At 41.4% G+C, this 21,431-nt stretch carries 15 protein-coding genes and 10 pseudogenes; 15 read left to right on the top strand and 10 right to left on the bottom strand.

Going from position 1 to position 21,431, the window contains the following annotated elements; genetic code table 11:
- Positions 1-36 precede the first annotated feature (36 nt).
- Entirely contained in the window at positions 37-165 is a 129-nt protein-coding gene (locus ACLFKQ_RS07385; RefSeq protein ID WP_448999166.1) for a hypothetical protein, read from the bottom strand.
- Between the two features lie 42 nt (positions 166-207).
- Positions 208-303, bottom strand: a complete 96-nt coding sequence (locus ACLFKQ_RS07380) for a transposase (protein ID WP_448999165.1) — start codon at positions 301-303, stop codon at positions 208-210.
- 26 nt (positions 304-329) lie between these two features.
- Between ACLFKQ_RS07380 and ACLFKQ_RS07375 the strand changes: the two genes are divergently transcribed.
- The 3 genes and pseudogenes from ACLFKQ_RS07375 (at position 330) to ACLFKQ_RS07365 (ending at position 1,698) form a co-directional block, all read left to right on the top strand.
- Positions 330-1,037, top strand: a complete 708-nt coding sequence (locus ACLFKQ_RS07375) for a tyrosine-type recombinase/integrase (protein ID WP_448999164.1) — start codon at positions 330-332, stop codon at positions 1,035-1,037.
- A gap of 18 nt (positions 1,038-1,055) precedes the next feature.
- Positions 1,056-1,429 (top strand): annotated as a pseudogene (locus tag ACLFKQ_RS07370) (DUF6883 domain-containing protein).
- A 20-nt stretch (positions 1,430-1,449) separates the two neighbouring features.
- Positions 1,450-1,698, top strand: a complete 249-nt coding sequence (locus tag ACLFKQ_RS07365; protein WP_448999163.1) for a DUF4926 domain-containing protein — start codon at positions 1,450-1,452, stop codon at positions 1,696-1,698.
- A gap of 758 nt (positions 1,699-2,456) precedes the next feature.
- Here ACLFKQ_RS07365 and ACLFKQ_RS07360 read toward each other — a convergent pair.
- Positions 2,457-3,163 (bottom strand): IS1 family transposase gene (locus ACLFKQ_RS07360; protein WP_448999162.1). Its coding sequence is split into 2 segments (ribosomal slippage): positions 2,457-2,890 and positions 2,890-3,163, totalling 708 coding nucleotides; the frame shifts between segments, so codons are not numbered across the junction.
- A gap of 22 nt (positions 3,164-3,185) precedes the next feature.
- Between ACLFKQ_RS07360 and ACLFKQ_RS07355 the strand changes: the two genes are divergently transcribed.
- The 3 genes and pseudogenes from ACLFKQ_RS07355 to ACLFKQ_RS07345 form a co-directional block, all read left to right on the top strand.
- Complete coding sequence (locus ACLFKQ_RS07355) at positions 3,186-3,395, top strand: hypothetical protein (protein ID WP_448999161.1); 210 nt, start codon at positions 3,186-3,188, stop codon at positions 3,393-3,395.
- Between the two features lie 126 nt (positions 3,396-3,521).
- Positions 3,522-4,980 (top strand): annotated as a pseudogene (tnpC, locus tag ACLFKQ_RS07350) (IS66 family transposase).
- A 9-nt stretch (positions 4,981-4,989) separates the two neighbouring features.
- Positions 4,990-5,361, top strand: a pseudogene (locus ACLFKQ_RS07345) (IS630 family transposase); the annotation flags it as partial.
- A gap of 17 nt (positions 5,362-5,378) precedes the next feature.
- On the opposite strand, the pseudogene tnpC (ACLFKQ_RS07340) reads toward ACLFKQ_RS07345, so the two are convergent.
- Positions 5,379-6,913: pseudogene (gene tnpC, locus ACLFKQ_RS07340) on the bottom strand (IS66 family transposase).
- Between tnpC (ACLFKQ_RS07340) and ACLFKQ_RS07335 the strand changes: the two are divergent.
- Positions 6,912-7,103 (top strand): hypothetical protein, encoded by a 192-nt coding sequence (locus ACLFKQ_RS07335; RefSeq protein ID WP_448999160.1) that lies wholly within the window; start codon positions 6,912-6,914, stop codon positions 7,101-7,103. The pseudogene tnpC (ACLFKQ_RS07340) and the gene ACLFKQ_RS07335 overlap by 2 nt on opposite strands.
- Before the next feature lie 10 nt (positions 7,104-7,113).
- On the opposite strand, the pseudogene ACLFKQ_RS07330 reads toward ACLFKQ_RS07335, so the two are convergent.
- Positions 7,114-7,255, bottom strand: a pseudogene (locus ACLFKQ_RS07330) (IS701 family transposase); the annotation flags it as partial.
- Between the two features lie 57 nt (positions 7,256-7,312).
- Positions 7,313-7,484 (bottom strand): annotated as a pseudogene (locus ACLFKQ_RS07325) (IS701 family transposase); the annotation flags it as partial.
- 342 nt (positions 7,485-7,826) lie between these two features.
- On the opposite strand from ACLFKQ_RS07325, the gene ACLFKQ_RS07320 reads away from it, so the two are divergent.
- The 8 genes and pseudogenes from ACLFKQ_RS07320 (at position 7,827) to ACLFKQ_RS07285 (ending at position 16,441) form a co-directional block, all read left to right on the top strand.
- Positions 7,827-9,143: a hemolysin family protein gene (locus ACLFKQ_RS07320; RefSeq protein ID WP_448999159.1), complete on the top strand. Its 1,317-nt coding sequence runs from the start codon at positions 7,827-7,829 to the stop codon at positions 9,141-9,143.
- Between the two features lie 283 nt (positions 9,144-9,426).
- Complete coding sequence (locus ACLFKQ_RS07315; RefSeq protein ID WP_448999158.1) at positions 9,427-9,651, top strand: hypothetical protein; 225 nt, start codon at positions 9,427-9,429, stop codon at positions 9,649-9,651.
- A 37-nt stretch (positions 9,652-9,688) separates the two neighbouring features.
- Positions 9,689-10,676 (top strand): annotated as a pseudogene (locus ACLFKQ_RS07310) (IS630 family transposase).
- 23 nt (positions 10,677-10,699) lie between these two features.
- The gene (locus ACLFKQ_RS07305) at positions 10,700-11,056 is read left to right on the top strand and encodes a transposase (RefSeq protein WP_448999157.1); all 357 of its coding nucleotides are present in this window, start codon (positions 10,700-10,702) and stop codon (positions 11,054-11,056) included.
- Between the two features lie 45 nt (positions 11,057-11,101).
- Positions 11,102-11,395: an IS1/IS1595 family N-terminal zinc-binding domain-containing protein gene (locus tag ACLFKQ_RS07300; RefSeq protein ID WP_448999156.1), complete on the top strand. Its 294-nt coding sequence runs from the start codon at positions 11,102-11,104 to the stop codon at positions 11,393-11,395.
- A gap of 448 nt (positions 11,396-11,843) precedes the next feature.
- A complete protein-coding gene (locus ACLFKQ_RS07295) occupies positions 11,844-13,439 on the top strand; it encodes a calcium-binding protein (RefSeq protein ID WP_448999155.1) in 1,596 nt (531 codons plus the stop codon).
- Positions 13,440-13,935: 496 nt separating this feature from the next.
- Positions 13,936-14,999, top strand: a pseudogene (locus ACLFKQ_RS07290) (IS110 family transposase); the annotation flags it as partial.
- 263 nt (positions 15,000-15,262) lie between these two features.
- Positions 15,263-16,441 carry an IS4 family transposase gene (locus ACLFKQ_RS07285; protein ID WP_448999154.1) on the top strand — a complete coding sequence of 393 codons (1,179 nt, stop codon included), beginning with the start codon at positions 15,263-15,265 and terminating at the stop codon, positions 16,439-16,441.
- A gap of 189 nt (positions 16,442-16,630) precedes the next feature.
- Here the strand turns inward: ACLFKQ_RS07285 and ACLFKQ_RS07280 are convergent.
- The 4 genes and pseudogenes from ACLFKQ_RS07280 to ACLFKQ_RS07265 all read right to left on the bottom strand — a co-directional run.
- Positions 16,631-16,861: pseudogene (locus ACLFKQ_RS07280) on the bottom strand (IS21 family transposase); the annotation flags it as partial.
- Positions 16,862-17,126: 265 nt separating this feature from the next.
- A pseudogene (locus ACLFKQ_RS07275) lies at positions 17,127-17,816 on the bottom strand (transposase); the annotation flags it as partial.
- A 520-nt stretch (positions 17,817-18,336) separates the two neighbouring features.
- Positions 18,337-20,790, bottom strand: a complete 2,454-nt coding sequence (locus ACLFKQ_RS07270) for an ATP-binding cassette domain-containing protein (RefSeq protein WP_448999153.1) — start codon at positions 20,788-20,790, stop codon at positions 18,337-18,339.
- A 126-nt stretch (positions 20,791-20,916) separates the two neighbouring features.
- Complete coding sequence (locus tag ACLFKQ_RS07265; RefSeq protein WP_448999152.1) at positions 20,917-21,423, bottom strand: hypothetical protein; 507 nt, start codon at positions 21,421-21,423, stop codon at positions 20,917-20,919.
- Positions 21,424-21,431: the final 8 nt, after the last annotated feature.

Genomic DNA, 21,431 nt, shown 5'->3' with positions numbered 1-21,431 from the left:
GTGCAGTTGGTTGGGGTGGCGGCGTAATAGCGGTTTTCAGTTGGATGGAACATAGTAGCAGCAGTGAGTAAACCAACCAATGATGTCTCGGTCGCTCACTAAATCGATCGCGAAGGATATAGCGCGATCGAGTTCTTCATAGGTGCAAAATTCTACACTTCTCAAATATTGTTTCAGTTTTGACCGCTCCGTTCACTTAAATTCAATTCAAGTGCTTGCGGAGCGGCGCATTCCGCGCCAACAGTTCTCAATCGGATTAAAATCAGGAGAATAGGGAGACAAAAATACGACCCTAGCTCCCACAGATTCAATGGCTTTAAGATATTCTGTTGTGGCTAGAATCGTTTCAACTGCGGGGGAAGAGTCATAATAATAAACTAGCAGCAATTAAGTCTCTGTTTAGCTTTGGGGTAAAGACGGGTTATCTAGCGACTAATCCCGCCTCGATGATTAAGACGATTAAAGCTAGAGATACTCTCAATGAAAGGATACTGCAAGGGGAAGAGATTAAAGAGTTAATTAATGCGGCTGACAACCAACGCGATCTGCCTTGCAGGTACGCGGAGCGTAATCGCTCGATCCTCATTCTTCTATATATCCTGGGTTTGAGGATATCTGAATTAGTCGGTTTGAACTGGTCGGACTTTCAGTCAACAGAGGAAAGCGTGACTGTAACTATATTCGGCAAGGATCATAAAACCAGGACATTATTAATAACTCATCAGCTATGGTCAGAATTAAAGCGGCTTCCCAGGAGTGATAAAACCGAAGCGGTATTTTTATCTCGCTTTGGCAATCGCTTAGACCGTCATGCCATTCATCGGTTGATTAAGAAAGCGGTAGAGAAAGCAGGGATTAATCCCCACACTTGGGCTCACTGGCTGCGTCATGCTCATGCTTGCCATAGTTTATTAAATAATGGTGCAGGGATAGATTTGTTGATGAAGTCTCTGGGGCATAGTTCCCTGGCGGTTACTTCGAGATACCTGCACGTTCAGCCGAGTGAGTGTACCAGTAAGTTTATCGATTTGGAGTAGTATGGAGAATTTAATTACATGGAAGAATCTAATTCAACCAAGCTCATCCCCAACGCCGAAAATGCAGTTGTCGAGCTTCGCAAATTACGTGATTACTGTCTTAATTCAGAACATAAGACAGGAAAACATAAAGCACGACTGTTTTGCTCTCTACTGGGGATGACGGCAGTGGATGCAGATGATTTACGACAAATATTGCTGGAGGTAATTAAAACTCATCCAGCTAAGTTAGTCATCCAGCTAAGTTAGGGCGGAAAGACTCCTTTGGACAACGTTAAACTCTAAATTTTACCTTGAAATGGCAAAATAGAAGTGCGGTCATTCGTAGTGGCTGGATTATTGAGACTGGTTGGGAAATTCCCCGATTGACCAGTTGCTATCCTCTCAGATGAGCTTTGGAGGTCAACCTAAAATGACAACCAATAATATTAAACTTCTCGATGTAGTTGCTTTAACAGTCGATCTCCCCGAAGAAAATCTCTGGCGGGGTCAAGTAGGAACTGTAGTAGAAATTTTAGCTGACGGTGCGGCGTTTGAAGTCGAGTTTAGCGATGGGCAAGGACGCACCTATGAATCTCTCGGCTTACGACCCGAACAGTTTATGGTATTACGTTTCGAGCCAGCTAGTCCTGATTCTCAACCTGAGATGATTACAGCATAAAGCTAGTTATAGAGTTAGTTATTTGAATGACTAATAAGCAACCTTCATCAAAGTCTATTAACAGACAATTACAGAGATTTTTTGGCTTAAAAATTGAGATTCAATTATTGAGATGACAAGTAAACTTATGTATCTTTTTTAAATCCTTAAAAGAGAAAGTGATAAATCAATAATTGAAGTTTAAAAAGCTTCCCTGACAGAGATTACAGTTTAGTTCACATTCGATTGAGGAGGTTAAAAAATCTGTTTTATCGAAGAGCTGTCTCGTTAAATAACAACGCTAACACCCATCTAAAAAGCCGATCTTTGCCTCAAGTAGAAAACAGGGAGTTAATTTACTGAATAATATTAAACAGTAAAACTCTAAATTAAATTGATTAACAGAGGAAAGCTCTCAGTGAGTCTAGCTTGGGTGTTGTTGTAATGAAGAGAAATTCCCCTCATTTACTTCAGTGTAACGACAAGCACGACCAGATTTACTCAGAGTTGCAATTGACCGTGCAGTTCCCACAACAGCAAACCCTCCACATCGTCTCAGTCTTGAGCTTGGGGTAATTATTTTTACTCGAATTGCCAGCCATATTTACGATCTATCGTCGCCGAGTAAAGATAGTGAATTTCATTTCCTGGGACGTATCGAACAGAGAAGTGATAGACTTTGGGCAGTAACTTATATTGACTGCCAATCCTGTATACCAGAATATTTTGATGACTGGCAGCAGGCGACTTTATTTTTGGGTAGTGGTGAATAGTAATGGTTAAGCTCGAAGAAGACTATTGTAATGATGAACGAAGTACCAGATTGCGCCGATGTGATTGCTCAACTTTTTCGAGAAGGATAAGGTCTTGCGAACTAAGGGACCCACTCGTTGCCGCAAGGTATTGTTAAATCGCTCAACGTAATTGGTTTTACCTGTGTTTTTACCAACAGCCCGATGAGGCTTACTTGGTAGCACCTGTTCGTAAGCCTCCCAAAAGTCGGTGTAACAGACCGCACACTGAGGATAAATCACCCCCAAAGATTGCCAAAGCGGCGGCGCTGACTGCCGAGAGCGCTCGCCAACAAATACCCCGACAATTTCGCGGCTCTCGGCATCAATAGCCAACCAGATCCATTGCTTGTTCTTCTTGGAACCCAGAAATGACCACATCTCGTCTAATTGAATCGTCAGCCTACCTCTTTTTTTTGGGTAACGTTAACAGTCCTAGGGATTTGATAAAATTTCTGATTGACGTACATTTGTAACCAACGTTGAGCAACACCTGAGACTCTGGCGATCGCTGCCAACGATAGGCGTTCGAGTAGCAGCTTGTCAATCAACTGGCGAGTTGCCTCCTCAATCGGTTGACGGCTAGCATTCTCGACAAATTGTCGTCCACATTCTTGACCGCGGAATCTTGGTTTACCGTAATGGGTAGAACCGTATTTGATGATTCGAGCTGATTGGCATTTGGGGCAGTTCATTAGCTCGGCTATAATTCCTAAAATGTTTCGACTTTTAGATTACCATTACAATGCATTACTACCAGAAATTCAACAATGGCTCTGGAGCGTCCATGATGTTGAAGCGTCTTATTGGACAGTACATAAAACAGTTCGTTATCAACTTAAGTCGAAATTAAAAGTACCTCGTCCAATTAATCTTAAACAAGAACCAGGAGCAGTAGAAAACTTTAAAAAAAACTGCCAGAACTAATTGAAAGTCTTGTAGAACAGAATCGAGAACTATTAAACAAATATGAAACAGTTCGTTGTTGGTGTCAAGGTAAGGATTCAGGTATCAGGGTTGACAAAAAGGAAAAAGAGATTAAAGTAGCCAATAATGAGCGAAGCTAATCACCCCTTCAAAGCCGAAGAACTGCGCCAGTTGTCCAATGAGAAACTGGCAGAAATCGTGACTACCCAACAAAAGCTGATTGAGAAGCTAGAAAAAAGAATAGAACAACTGGAACAGAGCCTCAACCTCGACAGCCAAACCTCATCGAAACCCCCTTCAACTGACTTGCTGAAAAAAAGCGAGAGAAAACCAGAAGTAGGGTTGGAAGAAGCCAAAAAAGAGACAAAAAGAAAACCAGGAGGACAACCAGGACATCAAGGGAAGACGAGAAAAGGATTTGGGCGTGTAGACCGCTACGAAGTATTGAAACCGACCATCTGCTCCAACTGTGGAAATCAACAATGGAAGACTAAGGGGGTACGAGTAGATACTCAACAGGTAGCCCAGTTGGTGGCAAAACCGATACAAGTCGTAGAGTACCAACGTCATCACTGTCAATGCGGCAAGTGTGGAGCAATAGAGGCAGCTCGACGGTCTCCCACAATGATTCCAGGTCAAGACTTGGGAGTCAGACTACAGGGGTTACTTTCCTGGCTGGGAAACTATGCTCATATGTCCTATGCTAAACAGCAAGAACTGTTGTGGGAACTGGGAGCAATAGAAATTAGTAGGGGAACTTTAGTTGCCACCAATGAACGAACGAGTACAACAAGCGAGTATCAACAGTGTTGAAGGGTTGAAAAAGTCGATTAATTCAGAGCATCCTCCTCTACATTGTGACGAAACCCCCTGCTCAGTTAAAGGAGTCAAAGAATGGCTCTGGGTTTTAGCTGGGTCAGAGTTCTGCCTGTTTCATGCCGGCGATACTAGAAAACGCAGAGAATTGGAAGCTGTATTAGGAGTATTCTATGATGGAGTTTTGATTAGCGACGATTTTAGTGTCTACAACGGCTATTCAGTAGCAGGACAACAAAAGTGTTTGGCTCATCTACGTCGTCATTTTCAAAAACTGTTAAAGACTAAAGGGGTAGATAACCAAGAAATTGCTACCACCTTTCTGTCTCTAATTGATGAGGCATTTAAGCAACATCGGGTTTGGCGACAGACCCATCAGGAAAGCCACTATCGAGATTGGGCAGAGGATTTCCGAAGGCGAGTGACTAGCGCAATTAAGACTTGGCTCAAGAATGCTGGTCATGAAGCTGGAAAACTGCTACGTTCGCTGCGTGATAAGGCGGAGCAATGGTGGTATTTTCTGACACATCCTCAGATACCCCCCGACAATAATCTAGCTGAACGATGTTTGAGAACTGCTGTAACCAAGCGGAAAGTTTGTGGTGGCTCTCGTTCCATCGAACGGTTTCAACATACAGCCAACCTGCTGAGTGCAATTCAATCTTGTCGTTTGCAAGGACGTTCGGTGATTACTTTTTTTCAACAGACTTTACAAGCTACAGTTGGACATTGTTCTTATCCTTCTCTTATTCCTCATGCTTGCACCTGAATCCTTACGTGTCAAGATGAAAGCCGATTTGGATTAAAAACTGTTTCGCGAAGAAAGATTACTGCTAAAGGGGTTAAACCGATAGGAATTGAACAATGGAAGTTTTTGTATCGATGGTTATATGGATTAGTTGAACCGTTAACAGGAGAAAGCTTTTTTTGGGAGTTTACTCACTTAAACAGTGTCTGTTTTGAAATATTTTTGGAATTATTTTCCGAAACCGATCCGAATGAACTACATATAATCCAGTTAGATAATGGGGGTTTACACAAAGCTTTAAGCTTGAATATTCCCGAAAATATTATCTTACTTTTTCAACCCCCTTATTCACCGCAAGTTAATCCTATAGAAAGATTATGGGAAGCTCTCAAAGAAAATTTGTAACCGTTCAGGGGGTATCAAGCAGCTAGGGGCATTGACTCAGTTGAAGAACTCTCCTGGGGCAGCAGAGAAGGAGGAGAACTTCCCTGACGAGCTGCTCGAATCGAGTCGCTCATGAATTCTAAGACACTGCGGTTCTGAGAACGCAGACTCGTCACCACCGTTAGCATCCGAGCGACAAAAATACTTTCTGCCTCACTTTGGGAGCCAAAGCTAGTCCGCCGCCACAGCACAGCGGGACGAATGGCTCTTTCGGCAGCGTTGTTAGTCGGTTCCAAGCCCTCTATCGTGACGAACAGCCACAGGGCCGGTTCGACTTTCAGCAATTGGCGACAAGTACGCACAGTCTTAGCTAGAGGAGTTTTCTCCTGGAAGCCAATCTGATAATCAGCTCCTGAAGAGAGTAAACTTCTCACACGCTCTTGAATCGGTGAGACTAACGACCGAAACTGAGTCTGGCTGAGAGTACCATCTCGGACTCGATGCCATAAGCGAAACAACTTCTTCTGTTGAGCGAGCAAGTCTCGTCCTATTTGACGAGATACACCACTGCGTTCGGAAATTTTGGTAAACTCTCGCTTCAGGTGTGCCCAGCATAGTTGTCTTTGACCAACATCAAGCCAGTTGTAGGCGCTATAACGATCGCTATTGAGAATCCCACTAAAATCTTGACCCAATAAATCCTGAGACGCAGTGGTAGAGCGAGCCAGCATCAAAGAGAAGAAACTGACCAAAGGAGTGACGGCTACCCACAACCAAGTTCTCTTTTGGTGAGGATTTTGCCCATCGGCATTTCCCTGTTGGAAGCCTGTCTCATCGGCTCCGACTATCGCCGCGGATTGGATGTAGGTTTGTGCCTCGTCTACTGGTGCCGACACTGCCTCACTCACTTCCGTTCTCAGACGATTGACACTGCCTACTGACATCTTCACCCCAAAAAAATCGGACATGGCAGAGACCACCATTCTATGGGAATGACGATATATCCTACTCATCAACGAGACCATAGCTACCACTCTTGAGCCGTAGCCAATGGCTTCTACGTATTCAGGTAGGCAAGCTCTGGTTTTTTGACCGCAATGACTGCACTCGAGTTGGTGTAGGCGATGTTCTTCGATGTGGAGTTGGAGGGGGGAATCTCTACCACTTGATGACGATAGGGCTTAGAGTCAAATCCTCTTAGTTCCTCTTCACAACAGGTACAGGTCTGGGGATAGTAGTCGCTTACTCGGGCACATTCTTCTACTGGATACAAGATCCGGCTATGACCGGAATTACCTGGTTGTCCCCCTCGCTTTTTTCCCGTTGGCTTCTTTTTCTCTCGCTTCTGACGGTTTTGGGGGTCTGAGGCGGGAGGGCTATGGGAGTTGTGTGAGTTCCGATTGGTTTTTTCCCTCAGTTGCTGGTTCTCAACCTGTAATTCTTTCAGCTGTTGCTCTAGCTGCTCTACCTTCAAGACTAACTGCACCATTAGTTTTCTGACGCTGAGTGGGGTCTGCTCCCAATCGTCGGCATCAATTCCTGGTATCTCTGGTAGCTGCTTCTCATCCATGCCTCTCAGATTACCAGATTTCGTTCCCCCTCTGAACGGTTACGAAAATTTTAAATGGATTAACTTTGAGTCGGTAGAAGAACTACAAAAAGATATTACCAAACATTTGAATAAATTAACCACTCGAACTATTGCTAAAATTACTGGATGGAAATTTATTATTGATGCTTTATGTGTAGCAAACATTTAGCCAATTGGTATTACGCAGTTGGCGAGAGAGTTAACCAGGGAGAAGCCAAATAGGAACGTACCGCCTCGCGTACAATGCTAGTACCAACTAATGCCCGTGTTGAACCAGTGGATTTCTAAGCGCAGGAAAGCGCGAATAGCTAAACCAATGTGGTTGCGCTGTGCACGGGAGGAACGAAGACTAGGTAATTAACGAGTGGGATGGGAGCATAACTCATCTGGTCTTGGTTCCAAACGATGTAGTAAACGAGTGATGGCATCATGAGCTTGGTGGTTCTGGCTGCTCTGGTTGTACTCGACCAGCTTCACTACAACTGTAAGCTTTCTGAGTCGCAATCAAGAAATTGATATATTCGATGGCTGTGTATTTTGGTCGGTTCATCTCTCCTTTTTATCGCATTTTTTCTTCAACTGCGTAACTCCTGACAGTATTGGTATCACTATGAAGAGTGGCGGGAGGGCGATCACCTGACGAAAAAGTCTCGTTATATCCCTAAGGGTTTACTAGCAAGGATAGAGAAGATGGAGGCGGAGAAAGTTCCAGTGAGGGAAATTTTGGTAGTGTTAGGAGTGAAGGGGTAAATCAGAATCTTATTTAATCAAGTTGGCAAGATTGGTGAGGTGAAATTGTATGGAGAAGAATTATATATTTTAACCAGCGATCGATGTACAATTTGTCACAACGGCTTCTAATACGGAGTGTTGGTAGTCTAGGCGCTCGCTCATGACAGGTATAGTTTCGGAAATTCTGCTCATTCTGCTGCTGATTATTGGCAACGGTGCATTTGCCATGTCAGAAATCGCCATTGTCTCTGCCCGCAAAGCTCGCTTGCAACAGCAGGTCAATCGAGGAAATTCAGGAGCACGCGCCGCCTTAAAGTTAGCCAACTCACCCAGCCACTTTCTCGCTACGGTGCAAATCGGCATTACCCTGGTGGGGATTCTGGCAGGAGCATTCGGTGGAGCTACGCTCGCCGCCCAATTGACAGAAGCTCTACGTTTGGTTCCCGCACTCGCCCCCTACAGCGATGCCCTTGGGTTTGGCGTGGTGGTAGTTTGTATCACCTATTTATCCCTAGTGATTGGCGAACTAGTACCCAAACAGGTGGCTTTGAACGACCCAGAAGGGATTGCCTGCAAAGTTGCTCGACCCATGCAGCGGCTATCTAAAGTGGCAGCACCGCTGGTGCGGGTGTTAAGCGTTTCCACTCAAGCCGTTGTCAAATTGCTAGGGGTTCGGGCTTCGGAGGAACCTGCTGTAACCGAAGATGAAATCCGGCTACTCATCCATCAGGGCACAAAATTCGGCACTTTTAAGCAAGCAGAGCAAGAGATTGTAGAGCGAGTGTTTCGCCTCGATGATTTGCCCGTCAGCGCCATCATGACACCTCGCAGTCGAATTGTTTGGTTAGATCGAGAAGACTCATTCGAGGAAAATCACCAAAAGATTGCCAACAGCATTCATGCTCGGTTTCCAGTGTGTCAGGACAGTTTAGATGAAGTTTTGGGGATTGTGCTAATCAAGGATTTTTATGTTCGTAGTGTGGCAGAACCGTCAACCGCTCTAACGGACTACTTACAGCAACCGTTATTTATCCCTGAAAGCTTGTGGGCGCTGAAGGTACTGGAGATATTTAAGCAAACAGAAATGCACATGGCGTTGGTAGTTGATGAGTACGATGTGATACAAGGACTAGTAACCCTCAATGATATTTTGGAGGCGATCGTCGGGGACATTCCCTCTGCCGGAGAACAGAACGAACCGCAGGCAATCCAGCGTGAGGACGGCTCGTGGTTGTTAGATGGTATGTTGGCGATTGATGAATTACAACAGGTGTTGAAACTCGACGAGTCGATTGGAATTAGAAGAGGACACTATCAAACCCTGGGTGGTTTGGTCATTGCCCATCTGGGACGGATTCCCACTTCTAGCGATTATTTTGAATGGCAGGGACTGCGTTTTGAAGTGGTAGATATGGATGGCAATCGGGTGGATAAAGTATTGGTCACACCGGCTGATAATTCTCTTTCTAAGTCATAACTTGTCTAACATTGAAGAGCCGATTAATTCGTGTCAGGATGGAAAATTTAGTGAACGTCGGCTGACGGGCTGAGGGTAGTGGTTCAATTTACTAACATAAGCTTTGAGTAAATTAATCCCGTCTGATGCAAATTTTTGGATATCAGACTCCCATTATTACATCAGGTTTTCTTCCCTCAATTCAGCATCTTACTGGTGATTTGCAGCAGAAAAGACAGTATTTATAAAGGCAAATATAAAAACAACCTGCCTCAGTTCCTGCTCTTGGTGAATATCTACCAGATTGGATTCTGTTGCAAAAAATTCAAATATACAGAAAAACCGAGAGTTACAGGCTTTAGTTAGACGGCTAGATGATTTAATGGAAATGCGTCATCAAGAGATGAATCGAATCAAAGCCAGTTGCCACCTAGAATCAGTTCAAGACTCTTTAGAAAATCTAGTTGAGTATCTTGAGGAGCAAATTCAAACTATCAAAAATCTAATACCAGTTCTCAAAAGTCACTAGAGACTTAGTTTAGATGTAAAATAACAAAAAAAAGCTAATGTCTGGAGTAGCAAAACTTGAGATTGCCGAATCAGTAGAGACACTAAAATCTCTAATGAAGCAACAAAAAACCGCCTTAAATCATGCTAAAGTGCAGAGCCTATATTTACTCAAAATAAATGTAGCAGAAACGGTTAGATATTTAGCCGTAATCATGGGGAGAGCTGAATCAACCATGTATTACTGGCTTCAGTTATATAAAACTGGAGGAATGTCAAAACTTTTACAAGAACCACCACAAACAGGAAGACCCAAAAAACTAGAAATAGAAACCCTAGCTAAAATTCAACAAGAGTTATCAGATTCCGAGGGATTTAGTAGTTATAAAGAAATAAAAATATGGCTTTTAATCTGCCAAGATATTGACATAAGTTATCCGACAGTACACAGGATTGTTAGATATGAATTGAAAGGAAAACTCAAAGTAGCTAGACCTATTCATGAGAAGCAAGAACCAGGTATAATAACAGCGTTTAAGAATCACTTTCCCGACAGAATCAAAGGACTAATCAATGAGATTAGAGAAAAATGGGGTAACAAGCCGACTATATCTTATTGGTGTCAAGACGAAACCAGAGCAGATTTTACAATGGCATTATAGCTACTATTATATATATGGGTTAGCTGACCCATTAAAGGGCAGAAGCTTTTTCTATGAATTCTCACATTTTAATTCTAATTGTTTGACAGCTTTTTTCGAGCAATTTTCGCAAGCCTACAGTCAGGAAATACATATTATTCAGCTAGATAATGCTCCCGTTCATACAGCACATAAACTAATAATTCCTGACAATGTAATTCTTTTCTTTCAGCCACCTTACTGTCCTGAACTTAATTCTATTGAACGAGTCTGGCAATATATAAAACAACGACTTAAGAACTTATTTTTTACTTGCATTGATGATGTCAAATATAAAGTTGCTAATATTCTTAATTCCTTATCAAAAGCTCTTATTCATTCTTTGACTGGTTGGAATATATTTTAGATGCTCTATCTCTCTAGCTATTTATGAGAATTGGTATAATTAGGCAACACATTCAAAAACACCCACTTTTGCTAGAGCAAAAAGAATTACTCCTCTCGATTCCTGGAATTGCAGAGATTACTGCTGCTAAACTTTTAGCAGAAATACCCAATCTCAAAAATTATAAAACTGCTCGTCAAGCTGCTGCCTATGCTGGATTAACTACTCAACAAAGAGTTTCTGGAACTTCAGTACAAGGTAAGTCCTGCTTGTCGAAAAAAGGTAATTCCCGAGTAGGTAAAGCTCTTTATATGCCAGCAGTTGTCGCTCAACGGCATAATCCCATTATTCAGCAGTTTCGCGATCGTCTACGTCAAAAAGGAGGTAGTAATGCATTGTAATGGTAATCTAAAAGTCGAAACATTTTAGGAATTATAGCCGAGCTAATGAACTGCCCCAAATGCCAATCAGCTCGAATCATCAAATACGGTTCTACCCATTACGGTAAACCAAGATTCCGCGGTCAAGAATGTGGACGACAATTTGTCGAGAATGCTAGCCGTCAACCGATTGAGGAGGCAACTCGCCAGTTGATTGACAAGCTGCTACTCGAACGCCTATCGTTGGCAGCGATCGCCAGAGTCTCAGGTGTTGCTCAACGTTGGTTACAAATGTACGTCAATCAGAAATTTTATCAAATCCCTAGGATTGTTAACGTTACCCAAAAAAAATTCTTCTGACTCGGTAATTTCAATTTTTAGTACTCCAGACATAGCTCAATTTACTAGCGATCGCTGTTAAGTATTTATAACATTTTTTGATCCAATTGGTATAACTCCTGACTCAGATTTCAGCTTAATTGTCAAATACCCTGAGAGTAATATATTTGGAAAACTTATCAATTAGCTAGAAAAACCAATTTTAGTTCTTGGAAGTTGACCTGGGCTGAAACTATCATCAGGCAAAGGTTTCAGGCGTTGATTGCCCCTCGTTGCAGCAACCTTCTATTTCCGCCAAATTCTGGATTTTTGGGATTTAGATCGTAGTGTTTTGAGAGAAGCCACCAACATTGCTACAATTTCGTCAGTCTCTGCCATGAGATTTTTTAATCTGGAAGTTGGTTCTTGCTTTGAATTCTTTTTCATTCATTAATCAATTCTTCAATCTCCAATCCGCAATCTAAAATCTATGAAAAATTATATTATAGGTAGAAAGATCAGTGAAATTATTAAGGGTTTCGATGATCGAGATTTCATTTATGGCAACCAAGGTAATGATTATATTACTGGTTTGGGAGATAATGATACTATAATCGGCGGTTTAGGAAATGATTCAATTGTAGGAGATTTAGATTATTTAGAGCCAATATCTGTCTCTTCTAATGTAGGAAACGATGTGATTTTTACCGGAGATGGTAATAATATAGTTTTGTCTAATGATGGTTCTGATTATATTGTAGGAGGTTCAAACAATGATGCTCTTGGTTCTAAATTCCTTTTAGAAGAACCAAATATCAATAGTCTGGGTAATGATACCATTTTTGGCGGTGATGGTAACGACTTTGTCGCTGGAGATATGGGAATGGATATTCTTTTTGGAGAAGAAGGAGATGATATAGTATTAGGCTTTGGTAATTCAGATACCCTCGATGCTGGATTAGGAAATGATTTTCTTGATGGATTGGATGGAAATGATTTACTAATTGGTAATTCGGGGTTTGATGTTGTTAACTCTGGAACTGGTAATGATATATTTGTGTTATCAGATGACTATGGAATTGACTTTTTCACCGACTTTACAGTAGGGGAAGATTTTATTAGTTTAACAAATACACTTTCTACAGAAGATATTCAAATAGATGTTTTATTTGGGGGTGCTTCACCATTTAATCTTATTAGTCATGCTAGTTCACAAAAGGTTCTGGCGTTGGCAATTTCTACTACTTTTGTACCCATATCAGCTTCGGATCTAACTACTTTTGATCAAATCATAGACGATCAGCCCATCCAACCGCCTTTTAGATTAGGTAGAGATAATAGCAACTCTTCTCAGATAGTGCCCAATATATTTAATATTGAGGGAACTTCTGGTAATGACATGCTCAATGGTAGCAGAGAAGGTGAAGAAATCCTAGCAAGAGATGGTAATGATTTTATTTCAGCAGGTCAAGGAGATGACTCAATTTTTGGCGAAGCAGGAGAGGATTTTCTGGTTGGAGAAAAAGGTGAGGATCTTCTTAATGCAGGTGATGGACCAGATGGTCTCAATGGAGGTTATGGAGATGATACTTTAAACGGAGAAGGTGGAAATGATTTTCTTCGCGGGGGTTATGGCGATGATGTACTTGATGGTGGACCAGGAAGAGGTACGTTACTTGGAGAAAATGGCAACGATTTACTGTTAGGCGGTAGTGAAGGTGACAATCTTAAAGGTGGTAATGGTTATGATTCTCTTTTTGGCAATGATGGGGATGATTATCTTTTAGGTGGATTTGGTAATGATTTTCTTGATGGAGATCTAGGAACTGATATTGTCATTGGTGGTAGTGGAAAGGATACTTTTGTAATTGAGTTAACACTTAGTCCTGATGTAATTCTTGACTTTAAAGTTGGTTCAGATGTAATCGCCTTATCAGGTGGTTTAACTTTTGAACAATTAATATTTGTTCCTAATGGTAACAGTACTGATGTTTTTACTCTTGTCAATAATACTCCAGCTCCCGTCTTTAACTTAGCAGGTGTCGATATTGATTCAATTTCAGAAGCTGACTTTACTTCTATCTAGTTTAATACCTAGATTTAGTAGATCAACAAGTTTTTTTCTTCAGGCGATCGTCAGCCAAAAAATTGATATGATATGAAATCCGCTTGATTAGTTATCCCTCTTATGTCACTTTCCGATATTTCATATTAGGAAAAGGTTTTCAAGGGAAACAATATCAATTCATTGAGCCATTTGTAGTCAAATTTTCGTCATCCGCCCGCCTAAAAAAATTTCTATTCAGAAACAACTCCGCGAGCGCATAGATAGTAGATAATGGTCACAGAACTTAGAAATTGCTCTAGTTTTCGGAGTCTGACAGAAGCGTTCCATGAGCGGCGATTGCTCATAATGAATAAAAGAAACAAAATCAGTCACAGAGGAGAAAACCCCTTAATATTAATGGTGGTCGCCTGACAGTTAAGACCGAACCCTCATTGGTGCGATTGCGCCCGCACAGAAGCGTGGTTCTAGATGTTTAAGGGAATGAAATTGGTGAAGCCACAATTGGGCTATCCCGTTTAGGAGAATTACTAGTGATTTGTATGCTTTAGCCAATTGGTTAAAAGAGTGCCAAGTCAAGACAGTAGCAATGGAATCAACGGGAGTGTACTGGATTCCTCTATTGCAAATTCTGGAAACTCAAGGTTTGGAAGTCAAGTTAGTCAATGCCCATCATGTCAAAACCGTCCCTGGACGTAACAGTGATGTACTTGACTGTCAATGGTTACAGCAATTACACAGTTATGGTCTGTTATCTGGTTCATTTCGACCCGATGACCAAATCTGCGTTCTGCGTAGTTATATTCGTCAACGAGATAGGCTAATTAAAAGTGCCAGTACTCACGTTCAACGAATGCAGAAAGCTCTTAGGCAAATGAATCTGCAACTGCATCGGGTGATTAGTGATATTACTGGCATCACTGGCATAGCAATTATTCGTGCTATTGTGGCTGGAGAAAGAAACCCCCAAGTCTTACTGCTTTGAAAAATCCCCGCATCAAGAGTAGTGTCTCAGAGATAGCTCAAGCCTTAACTGGAGATTACCGTGTCGAACACATTTTTGTGCTGCAACAGGAATTACAACTTTATGAAGTCTATCAAAAAGCGATCGCTGAATGCGACCGAAAAATTGAGCAATGTCTAGCTTAGTTTGCTAATCAAATTGATGTCGAAACTTCACCCATTCTTCCCGCTAAAAATCGACGCCATAAACCTCAAGGGAATCAACCTAATTTTGACTTGACAACTCATCTCTATCGTATTAGTGGTGTTGATTTCACTCGAATTGATGGGCTTGGGGTTTTGACGGTACAGACAATTCTTTCTGAAGTTGGGCTTGACCCGACTCGCTTTGCTTCTGTCAAACATTTTTGTTCTTGGTTGGGTTTATGTCCTGCTTCTCGTATAACTGGAGGTAAGATTAAAAGTTCTCAGACTCGTTGTGTCGTTAATCGAGCAGCTAATGCCTTCCGAATGGCAGCTCAAGCTCTCAAAAATAGTCGTTCTGCTTTGGGTGCATTCTCTCGTCGTCTGCGAACCCGTTTGGGTACTCCTCAAGCACTTACAGCTACAGCACATAAAGCGGTGCGACCCCCCTGGGGTTTCCCCAGCATGGGAACGCGCACCAAGACAATAGCACGGCTTTTCTATTATCTTTGGACCAGAGGTGACGGGGAGACAACCGCTAAAAACTAGAGACAGCAAGAGAGAAAGCGCGTTTAGTCACCTTCCCAAAATATGAGTCTAGGAAGTACGTATAAATACAAAGAGTTACAGAGAACCAGGCAAATACTTAAATCATCTTGAGCAAGATGAAGGGTCGATTTAAAAATCAGGAAAAATAATTGTCTGATAAATTAAACAGACAATTATTCAAGAAAATGTTGCCCCAATTCTATCTAGATTATCTCAAAACTTATCTCCCTGATTCAGAATTATTAACCTTACAAATTCTAGTGTGGTTACTACAAGTTCACCGTCAAGTTAGAATCGAAAGATTGGCTTCGAGCTTTCCATATCCAATTAAGTGTGAAACTAGAAGAAAGAAAATACAAAGGTTTCTAGTTTTACCGCGATTAAGCTTACCATTACTTTGGTTTCCCTTAATTAAAAAAATAATTAATAGTCAATTCAAAACAGGCGATCGCTTAATAATAACTATCGATAGAACACAGTGGAAAGCCAATAATATTTTAATGGTAAGTGTAATTTGGAAAAAGCGGGCATTACCAAGATACTGGCTGCTGTTATCTAAGAAAGGTAGTAGTAATTTTTATGAGCAGGTAGCTGTTATTAGACCCGTATTACGTTTAATGAAAGAATATCATTTAGTAGTTATTGGCGATCGAGAATATAGGAGTACGGCATTTGCCCTGTGGTTAACCAAGAAAAAAATACACTTCGTTTTTAGATTGAACAAAAATACTAAAATTAAGCTCAGATACCAACAATATCAATCTCTAGATTCTTTGTGTATTAATCCAGGAACACGAGTTTTGTACTCTAAAGTTTTAGTAACACAAGAAAATAAAATAGACAGATTTAACGTCGTAGTTTACTGGAACAGAAAGTACGATAATAAACAATTACCTGCTCCTTGGTATCTGCTCACCAACCTCGAAAATAAACAGGAAGTTATTAAAATATTTGCCTCTCGTGGTGGAATTGAAGCAATGTTTCGGGATTGTAAGAGTGGCGGTTATAATCTAGAAGAAAGCCAAGCTAATACTCAACGTTTAACTAATCTAATTTTGTTAATAGCATTCGCTTATACTGCTAGTTGTATAGCAGGATTAAAAATTAGAAATACTGGTATAACCAAGTATATCAATAGACTAAAGCTTGAAGGTAAAAATCGACCCAGACACAGTTATTTCTGGACGGGACTATATGGCACTACTTGGATCTTATCTATGGATATATGTTGGGAGTGGGTCGAAAAGTTAATGAGAGCTGCTATCAATAAACTGCCATTTTATCTTCGAGGTCTTAAAGCTATGAAACGCATACAGAGTATGGTCTAGCTTGGTTGTCTCCCCGTCAGCTTTGGACCAGAGGTGAGGCTTATGTCGATCCAGGAGTTGATTATTACGAACAAAAATATCAAGAGCGACTCGTTCAAAACCTGACCAAAAAATCTCACTCTCTCGGCTTTGATTTGACTCCTCAGTCCGTCTCACCCTCTGTGACTGATTTTGTTTCTTAGGAGAGGGATAACTAGAAACAGTTTCCAAGTCCTTCGAACCTCTCAGCAGTAGGGCTTGATGTAGTCGTCGTTTAAAATGACCAGGAGATGATTCGATCGCACCATTTTCATGGGATTTGCCCCGATTATTTCTGGTCGGGTGCATTTGGTAATGACTACACAACGCTTGATATTTCTCAGTCAAATCTCGTCTGGCTTTTGAGTTTGAGTTTTTGTAAGCGGCACTCAAGCTATCGGTACAGCTATGCCGTTATCAATGAGGTGGATTCCAGAGCCGAGTCGGGGGATATCAAGCAGAACGATTTCGATTTCCTTCCAAATTAGCTCCTTCATAATGTGTTACATACCTAACCTTTTCTTCCCCTGGCTACTTATATTGATGTATTCCAACAGATTGTACTCCTTTTATCGTTATTTTCTTTCTTTTTATAGTATGGAATCCCAATAGGGATTCATCTTGTATCTAGCCTCTAATTTCTTGATATTTATCTCGTTTATCTTAAAGCTTGTTTTTTAGTCTCTTTACTAAGATTTTTAGGAGGTCTTCCTAATGGGGGACCACTAATTCTAATGCCTCTTTCTTGGCACCATGCTATATTTGCTCTAGTTCGATAAATTCGGTCAACATGAACAGAGTTAGGATAGTAGCCAGTGAAGTTTTTATAGGCTTCTACTTGTGTTTTAAAGTCCCCTGATTCATTGAAATTATCCCAACTTAAATGGTCTAAAAAGACATAGTTATCAAAAAGCTTACTGAGAGTTTAGCTCCAAACTCTACAGATTTACCTGCTTTTCCTCTCACTATAGGTCGGATATGAGGTTGAGTTATACTCACAATTCTATCGTCAATTCTGTTGGATTCATTCTCATACATCCACAATTGTTGGCGATATACTTCTGTAACTACCAACAACATCTTATATTTGGTATGGGTTTTCCCTAATTTGTTCTACTGTTTCTCTATCCGAAGTCCCTAGTTTTTCTTTAATAATTAAAGCTCCTAATGCCATCCGAAAGGGTTTGGCTGGGGCACCAAAGTTGGCTGAGAAATTTTCTGCATATTCTGTTTCAAAATTTGTCCGGGGAATCAATTCTGCCATGATTACCCACCGATTATCTGGTGACAATTGGACAGCAACAGGCAATTCAAAGTTTTCTGGAATCAGCTCAGGCTGGTTAGATTTACGGTACATTTGTTCTTGCCCAGTGAGTGCCAGGGGGTTTCACCAATTTTAGGGCTTTTCCGTCCCCTGAACCTAACTTTTTCGTCGCCAAAGAATGTCTGTAACCTTCTTTAGCTCAACATTTGAAACTTTTTGGGCAAAGTCTAGCTATCTGTTGGAGTAGTTTTTCTTGTCTGCTTGAGAGGTTGATTGGCAAAGCTTTATTAATTGGCATCGAGTCCTTTTTCCTACTTTTTACTTAATTATCCCAACTGTCACTACACCCAATTTTACTGCTTGTTTTACTTGACGGATTATTTTAGCCAAGCTGCACTAGTGAACAGCGACGAGGAAAACTCTTGAAACTCCCGAGTTACGGCATCTTTTTCAGAAACTTGCCTCCAGCACAAAAGCACTTAGCTTCCTTCAGTGCGCCTTTCGTTAAGGGCAAACGCAGCGAAATAGAAAGTCATCATATCCTAGGGTAAATAAGGGTTACACAACAACAGAGGTTTATTATTATTTTCCTTCTTGCTTCAAGCAAAGCGAGTTAAAAAACATCTTTGCGTCGCTGTACTATCAGAGTGATAACTGCATAAGCCAAAGTATGAACGATTAAAATGCCCCAGTTCAAAGCTAAGTTTTCCCAAGTGGCATCGTATACCGAACTAGGCTGAAAAATTTCTTCCAACATTTCTGCATCCAAAGCGGGTGTTTCCGAGGGTGCCATGCCATTGACATCTGCTAGAGAAGCGTAAGCACCAATCGACCAACGGCTTAGCATTAGCCAGGAAATTTTGCTCGACCAGTCCTCTAAAGTGAATAGTACCCCTGAAAAAATAATTTGGGGAATCATTACCAAAGGTAAAATACCATTGCCTTCATTTTCAGTTTTTACCAAAGCCGAGAGCATTAAGCTGAGACTGGTACTAGCAATTAAGGTTAAAAAGGTAGTAATCCCAAAGCCAAGAGACCAAGGAATCAGCTCGGACTCTGGAGACTCAAACACCAAGAGAACTACTAGAGTAATCAAAATAGTCTGGGCTAGGGCAAGTCCTTCTCGGATCAGTAGTTTAGAGGATAAGTAGGGTATTAAACCCAAATTTAACAATCGTTCGCGAAAATAGATCGCGCCTTCTTTAACAATTTCGCGAATGGCATTAGAAAGACCGATCCAAATGGCAACACTGCTAAAAATAAATAATAATCGCAGTGCTAGAGAGGCTTGAGTTACGCTGGGATCGCCATCAATACTCAATGGCTGTTCGTTACGTAAAGGTAAGCCCGTTAAGGCAATCGTAATCGGTCCTGCCAACAAAGTTAATATCAGGCTATTAGTGTCGCGACTGACTAATTTCCAGTAACGCCGAGCTAATAAAGATAACTGTGCTACGGAGGAGATACCGGTCTTGACTGCCGCATTAGATTTTTGTTGGATTTCCTTACCGGGACTGAGAGCACTTTCAACATAAGCTTCATAGAGTGGAGATTGAGTGTAGGTTGCAGACCAATAATCGACTCTTTCTAAAATCGCCGCTTCGTTTTTTCCTTTGTTAAGTTCGATGTAGATATCGGCAAAATCGTTAAATTTTTCGTCGATAAATCTTCCCGAATGCTTTTGGAAGAAAGCTAAAGCTTCTTGAGGCGGTCCATAATAACAAAGCTTGCCTCCCAAACCCATAAAGGCAATGCGATCGCAAATACCAATATTATTGGTAGCGTGGGTAACTAGAGCGATCGTTCTGCCTAAGTCTGCTTGTTCGCGCAGTAGCTGCATCATTTCTTTATCCAAACCAGGATCTAGACCAGAAGTAGGTTCGTCCAGAAAGAATAACTTGGGGTTAGCCAGCAATTCTACACCGATACTGACCCGCTTGCGCTGTCCGCCACTGAGTTTGGATACTAGAGTATGCCGCACGTGGGAGAGTTTGACTTGTTCTAAGGTGTTGGTAATTACTTGACTGATATTAGTATCGGGAGGAAGGCGCAGTTGACAGGCATATTTGAGAACTTCTTCAACGGTTAGTTCGCGGTGAATAATATCGTCTTGAGGAACGTATCCCACTTGAGAGCGGTAAATCGCCCAATTTTGACGGAGATTGTCGCCATTGAGATAAATATTACCCGAAGAAATTGGAGCAATTCCCAATAAAGACTTCATCAGAGTCGATTTGCCCGCACCGCTTCCTCCGACTAAAGCTACTAGTTGTCCTGGTTCGATGACTAAAGAGACATCGTTGAGAATAATTTTTTCCTTGCCTCGTTTATCCTTAACCTTGCGTACTAGTTGATGGGCATCGATGCGGACGCGATCGGTGGCGTTTTTGAGTTCTAGTGCATCTCCGGTATAGAGTAGAATGTAGGGTCCTATTTGAATCGTATCTCCACGCTGAAGAAGCTGTCGTTTTTCTAAGCGGTTGCCGTTGACAAAAGTTCCGTTGGTACTGCGGTCTTGTAAGATGTGACCGCCTTTGCCATCAGAATAGATTGTTGCATGGAGGCGAGATACTGTTGGGGCATCTAGTTGAATTGAGGCACGATGGTCGGGGTTAGGAGTTCTACCCAGTTCTACTGGCTCATCTTGCAAACCCTTTAAATTCAGGCGGCGCAGACTAGGCATAGACATGGTGCCGCTTTTAGGATTGTAGTAGGTCAAGCTAATTTGGTATTGGGGGTCTTGACCGATATATAGTTGCTCGCCGCTTTTAAGTAAATGTCCTTCAGTAAAGTTAATTCTAGTTTGGTTGAGAAAAATGCCGTTGCCTCTTTTTTTGGCGCGATCGCCATCAAAAATGCGATAGCTGTTGCCTTCTTTTTGAATGATTGCCTGTCGGCGGGAGACGATCGTCCAATCTTGTGGTACTTCGATCGTTGCCCATTGTGGATCTCGACCTAAATAGTTAACTTTATCGGTTAATTTTAAGATTACAACTTTACCCTGATTATTTAACTCGATATAGGGTTCTGTGTTGACAACGGTTGCTTGAGAATAACTACCAGCCATTAACTTAATAAGATAATTCTTACCGACAGATGAGCTTCAAGCATTATATAGCTAACCTCTGATTCTCAGACCAATCTGTATAGGTTTTTAATTAGTTCTTTAAGGGAGATATACAAATTCGCCACTTTAAAAAGTTTGCTTCGATTTTGGAATAATGGTTGGATACGCCATTGACAACAGCATAACTAGATTTGCTACCCAAAAAAGTAAAATCAACCACAGCCAACCTAGCCAAGGCTGAGGATAGATTGTTAGCTGAAGAGCGAACCACAACTGCCAGATCCGAAATCCGGTGTAAAGCGTTCCAATAGTTACTACGACACTTTTACACAACCAACGGCTAAAAGTAATTTCGCTAGTTAGCTGAACGAAGACTACTAAAAAATAATAACTAAAAAATTGACGGAGAACCAGCTGTTCCCAAAAAACGATCGCCATAACTAAGGGTAGAATTACTCCGATTGCCAAAGCAATGTTGACCCAAATTTTTAGAAACTGCTGCTGTGCTTCCGAGTAAGGGATCTCAGATGTAAGAGGTAATACTCCTCGTTTAGTTAACCACCCTACCTCCACGCTTAGCAGAGTAGCGATCGCCATAAATAAACTGACAGTAATCCAGTTATTGGGATTCATCTTAAAAA

This window comes from Myxosarcina sp. GI1(2024), assembly GCF_053543375.1.
Note: the sequence above shows the minus strand (reverse complement) of the source record. Positions and strands in the feature narration are given on the sequence as shown.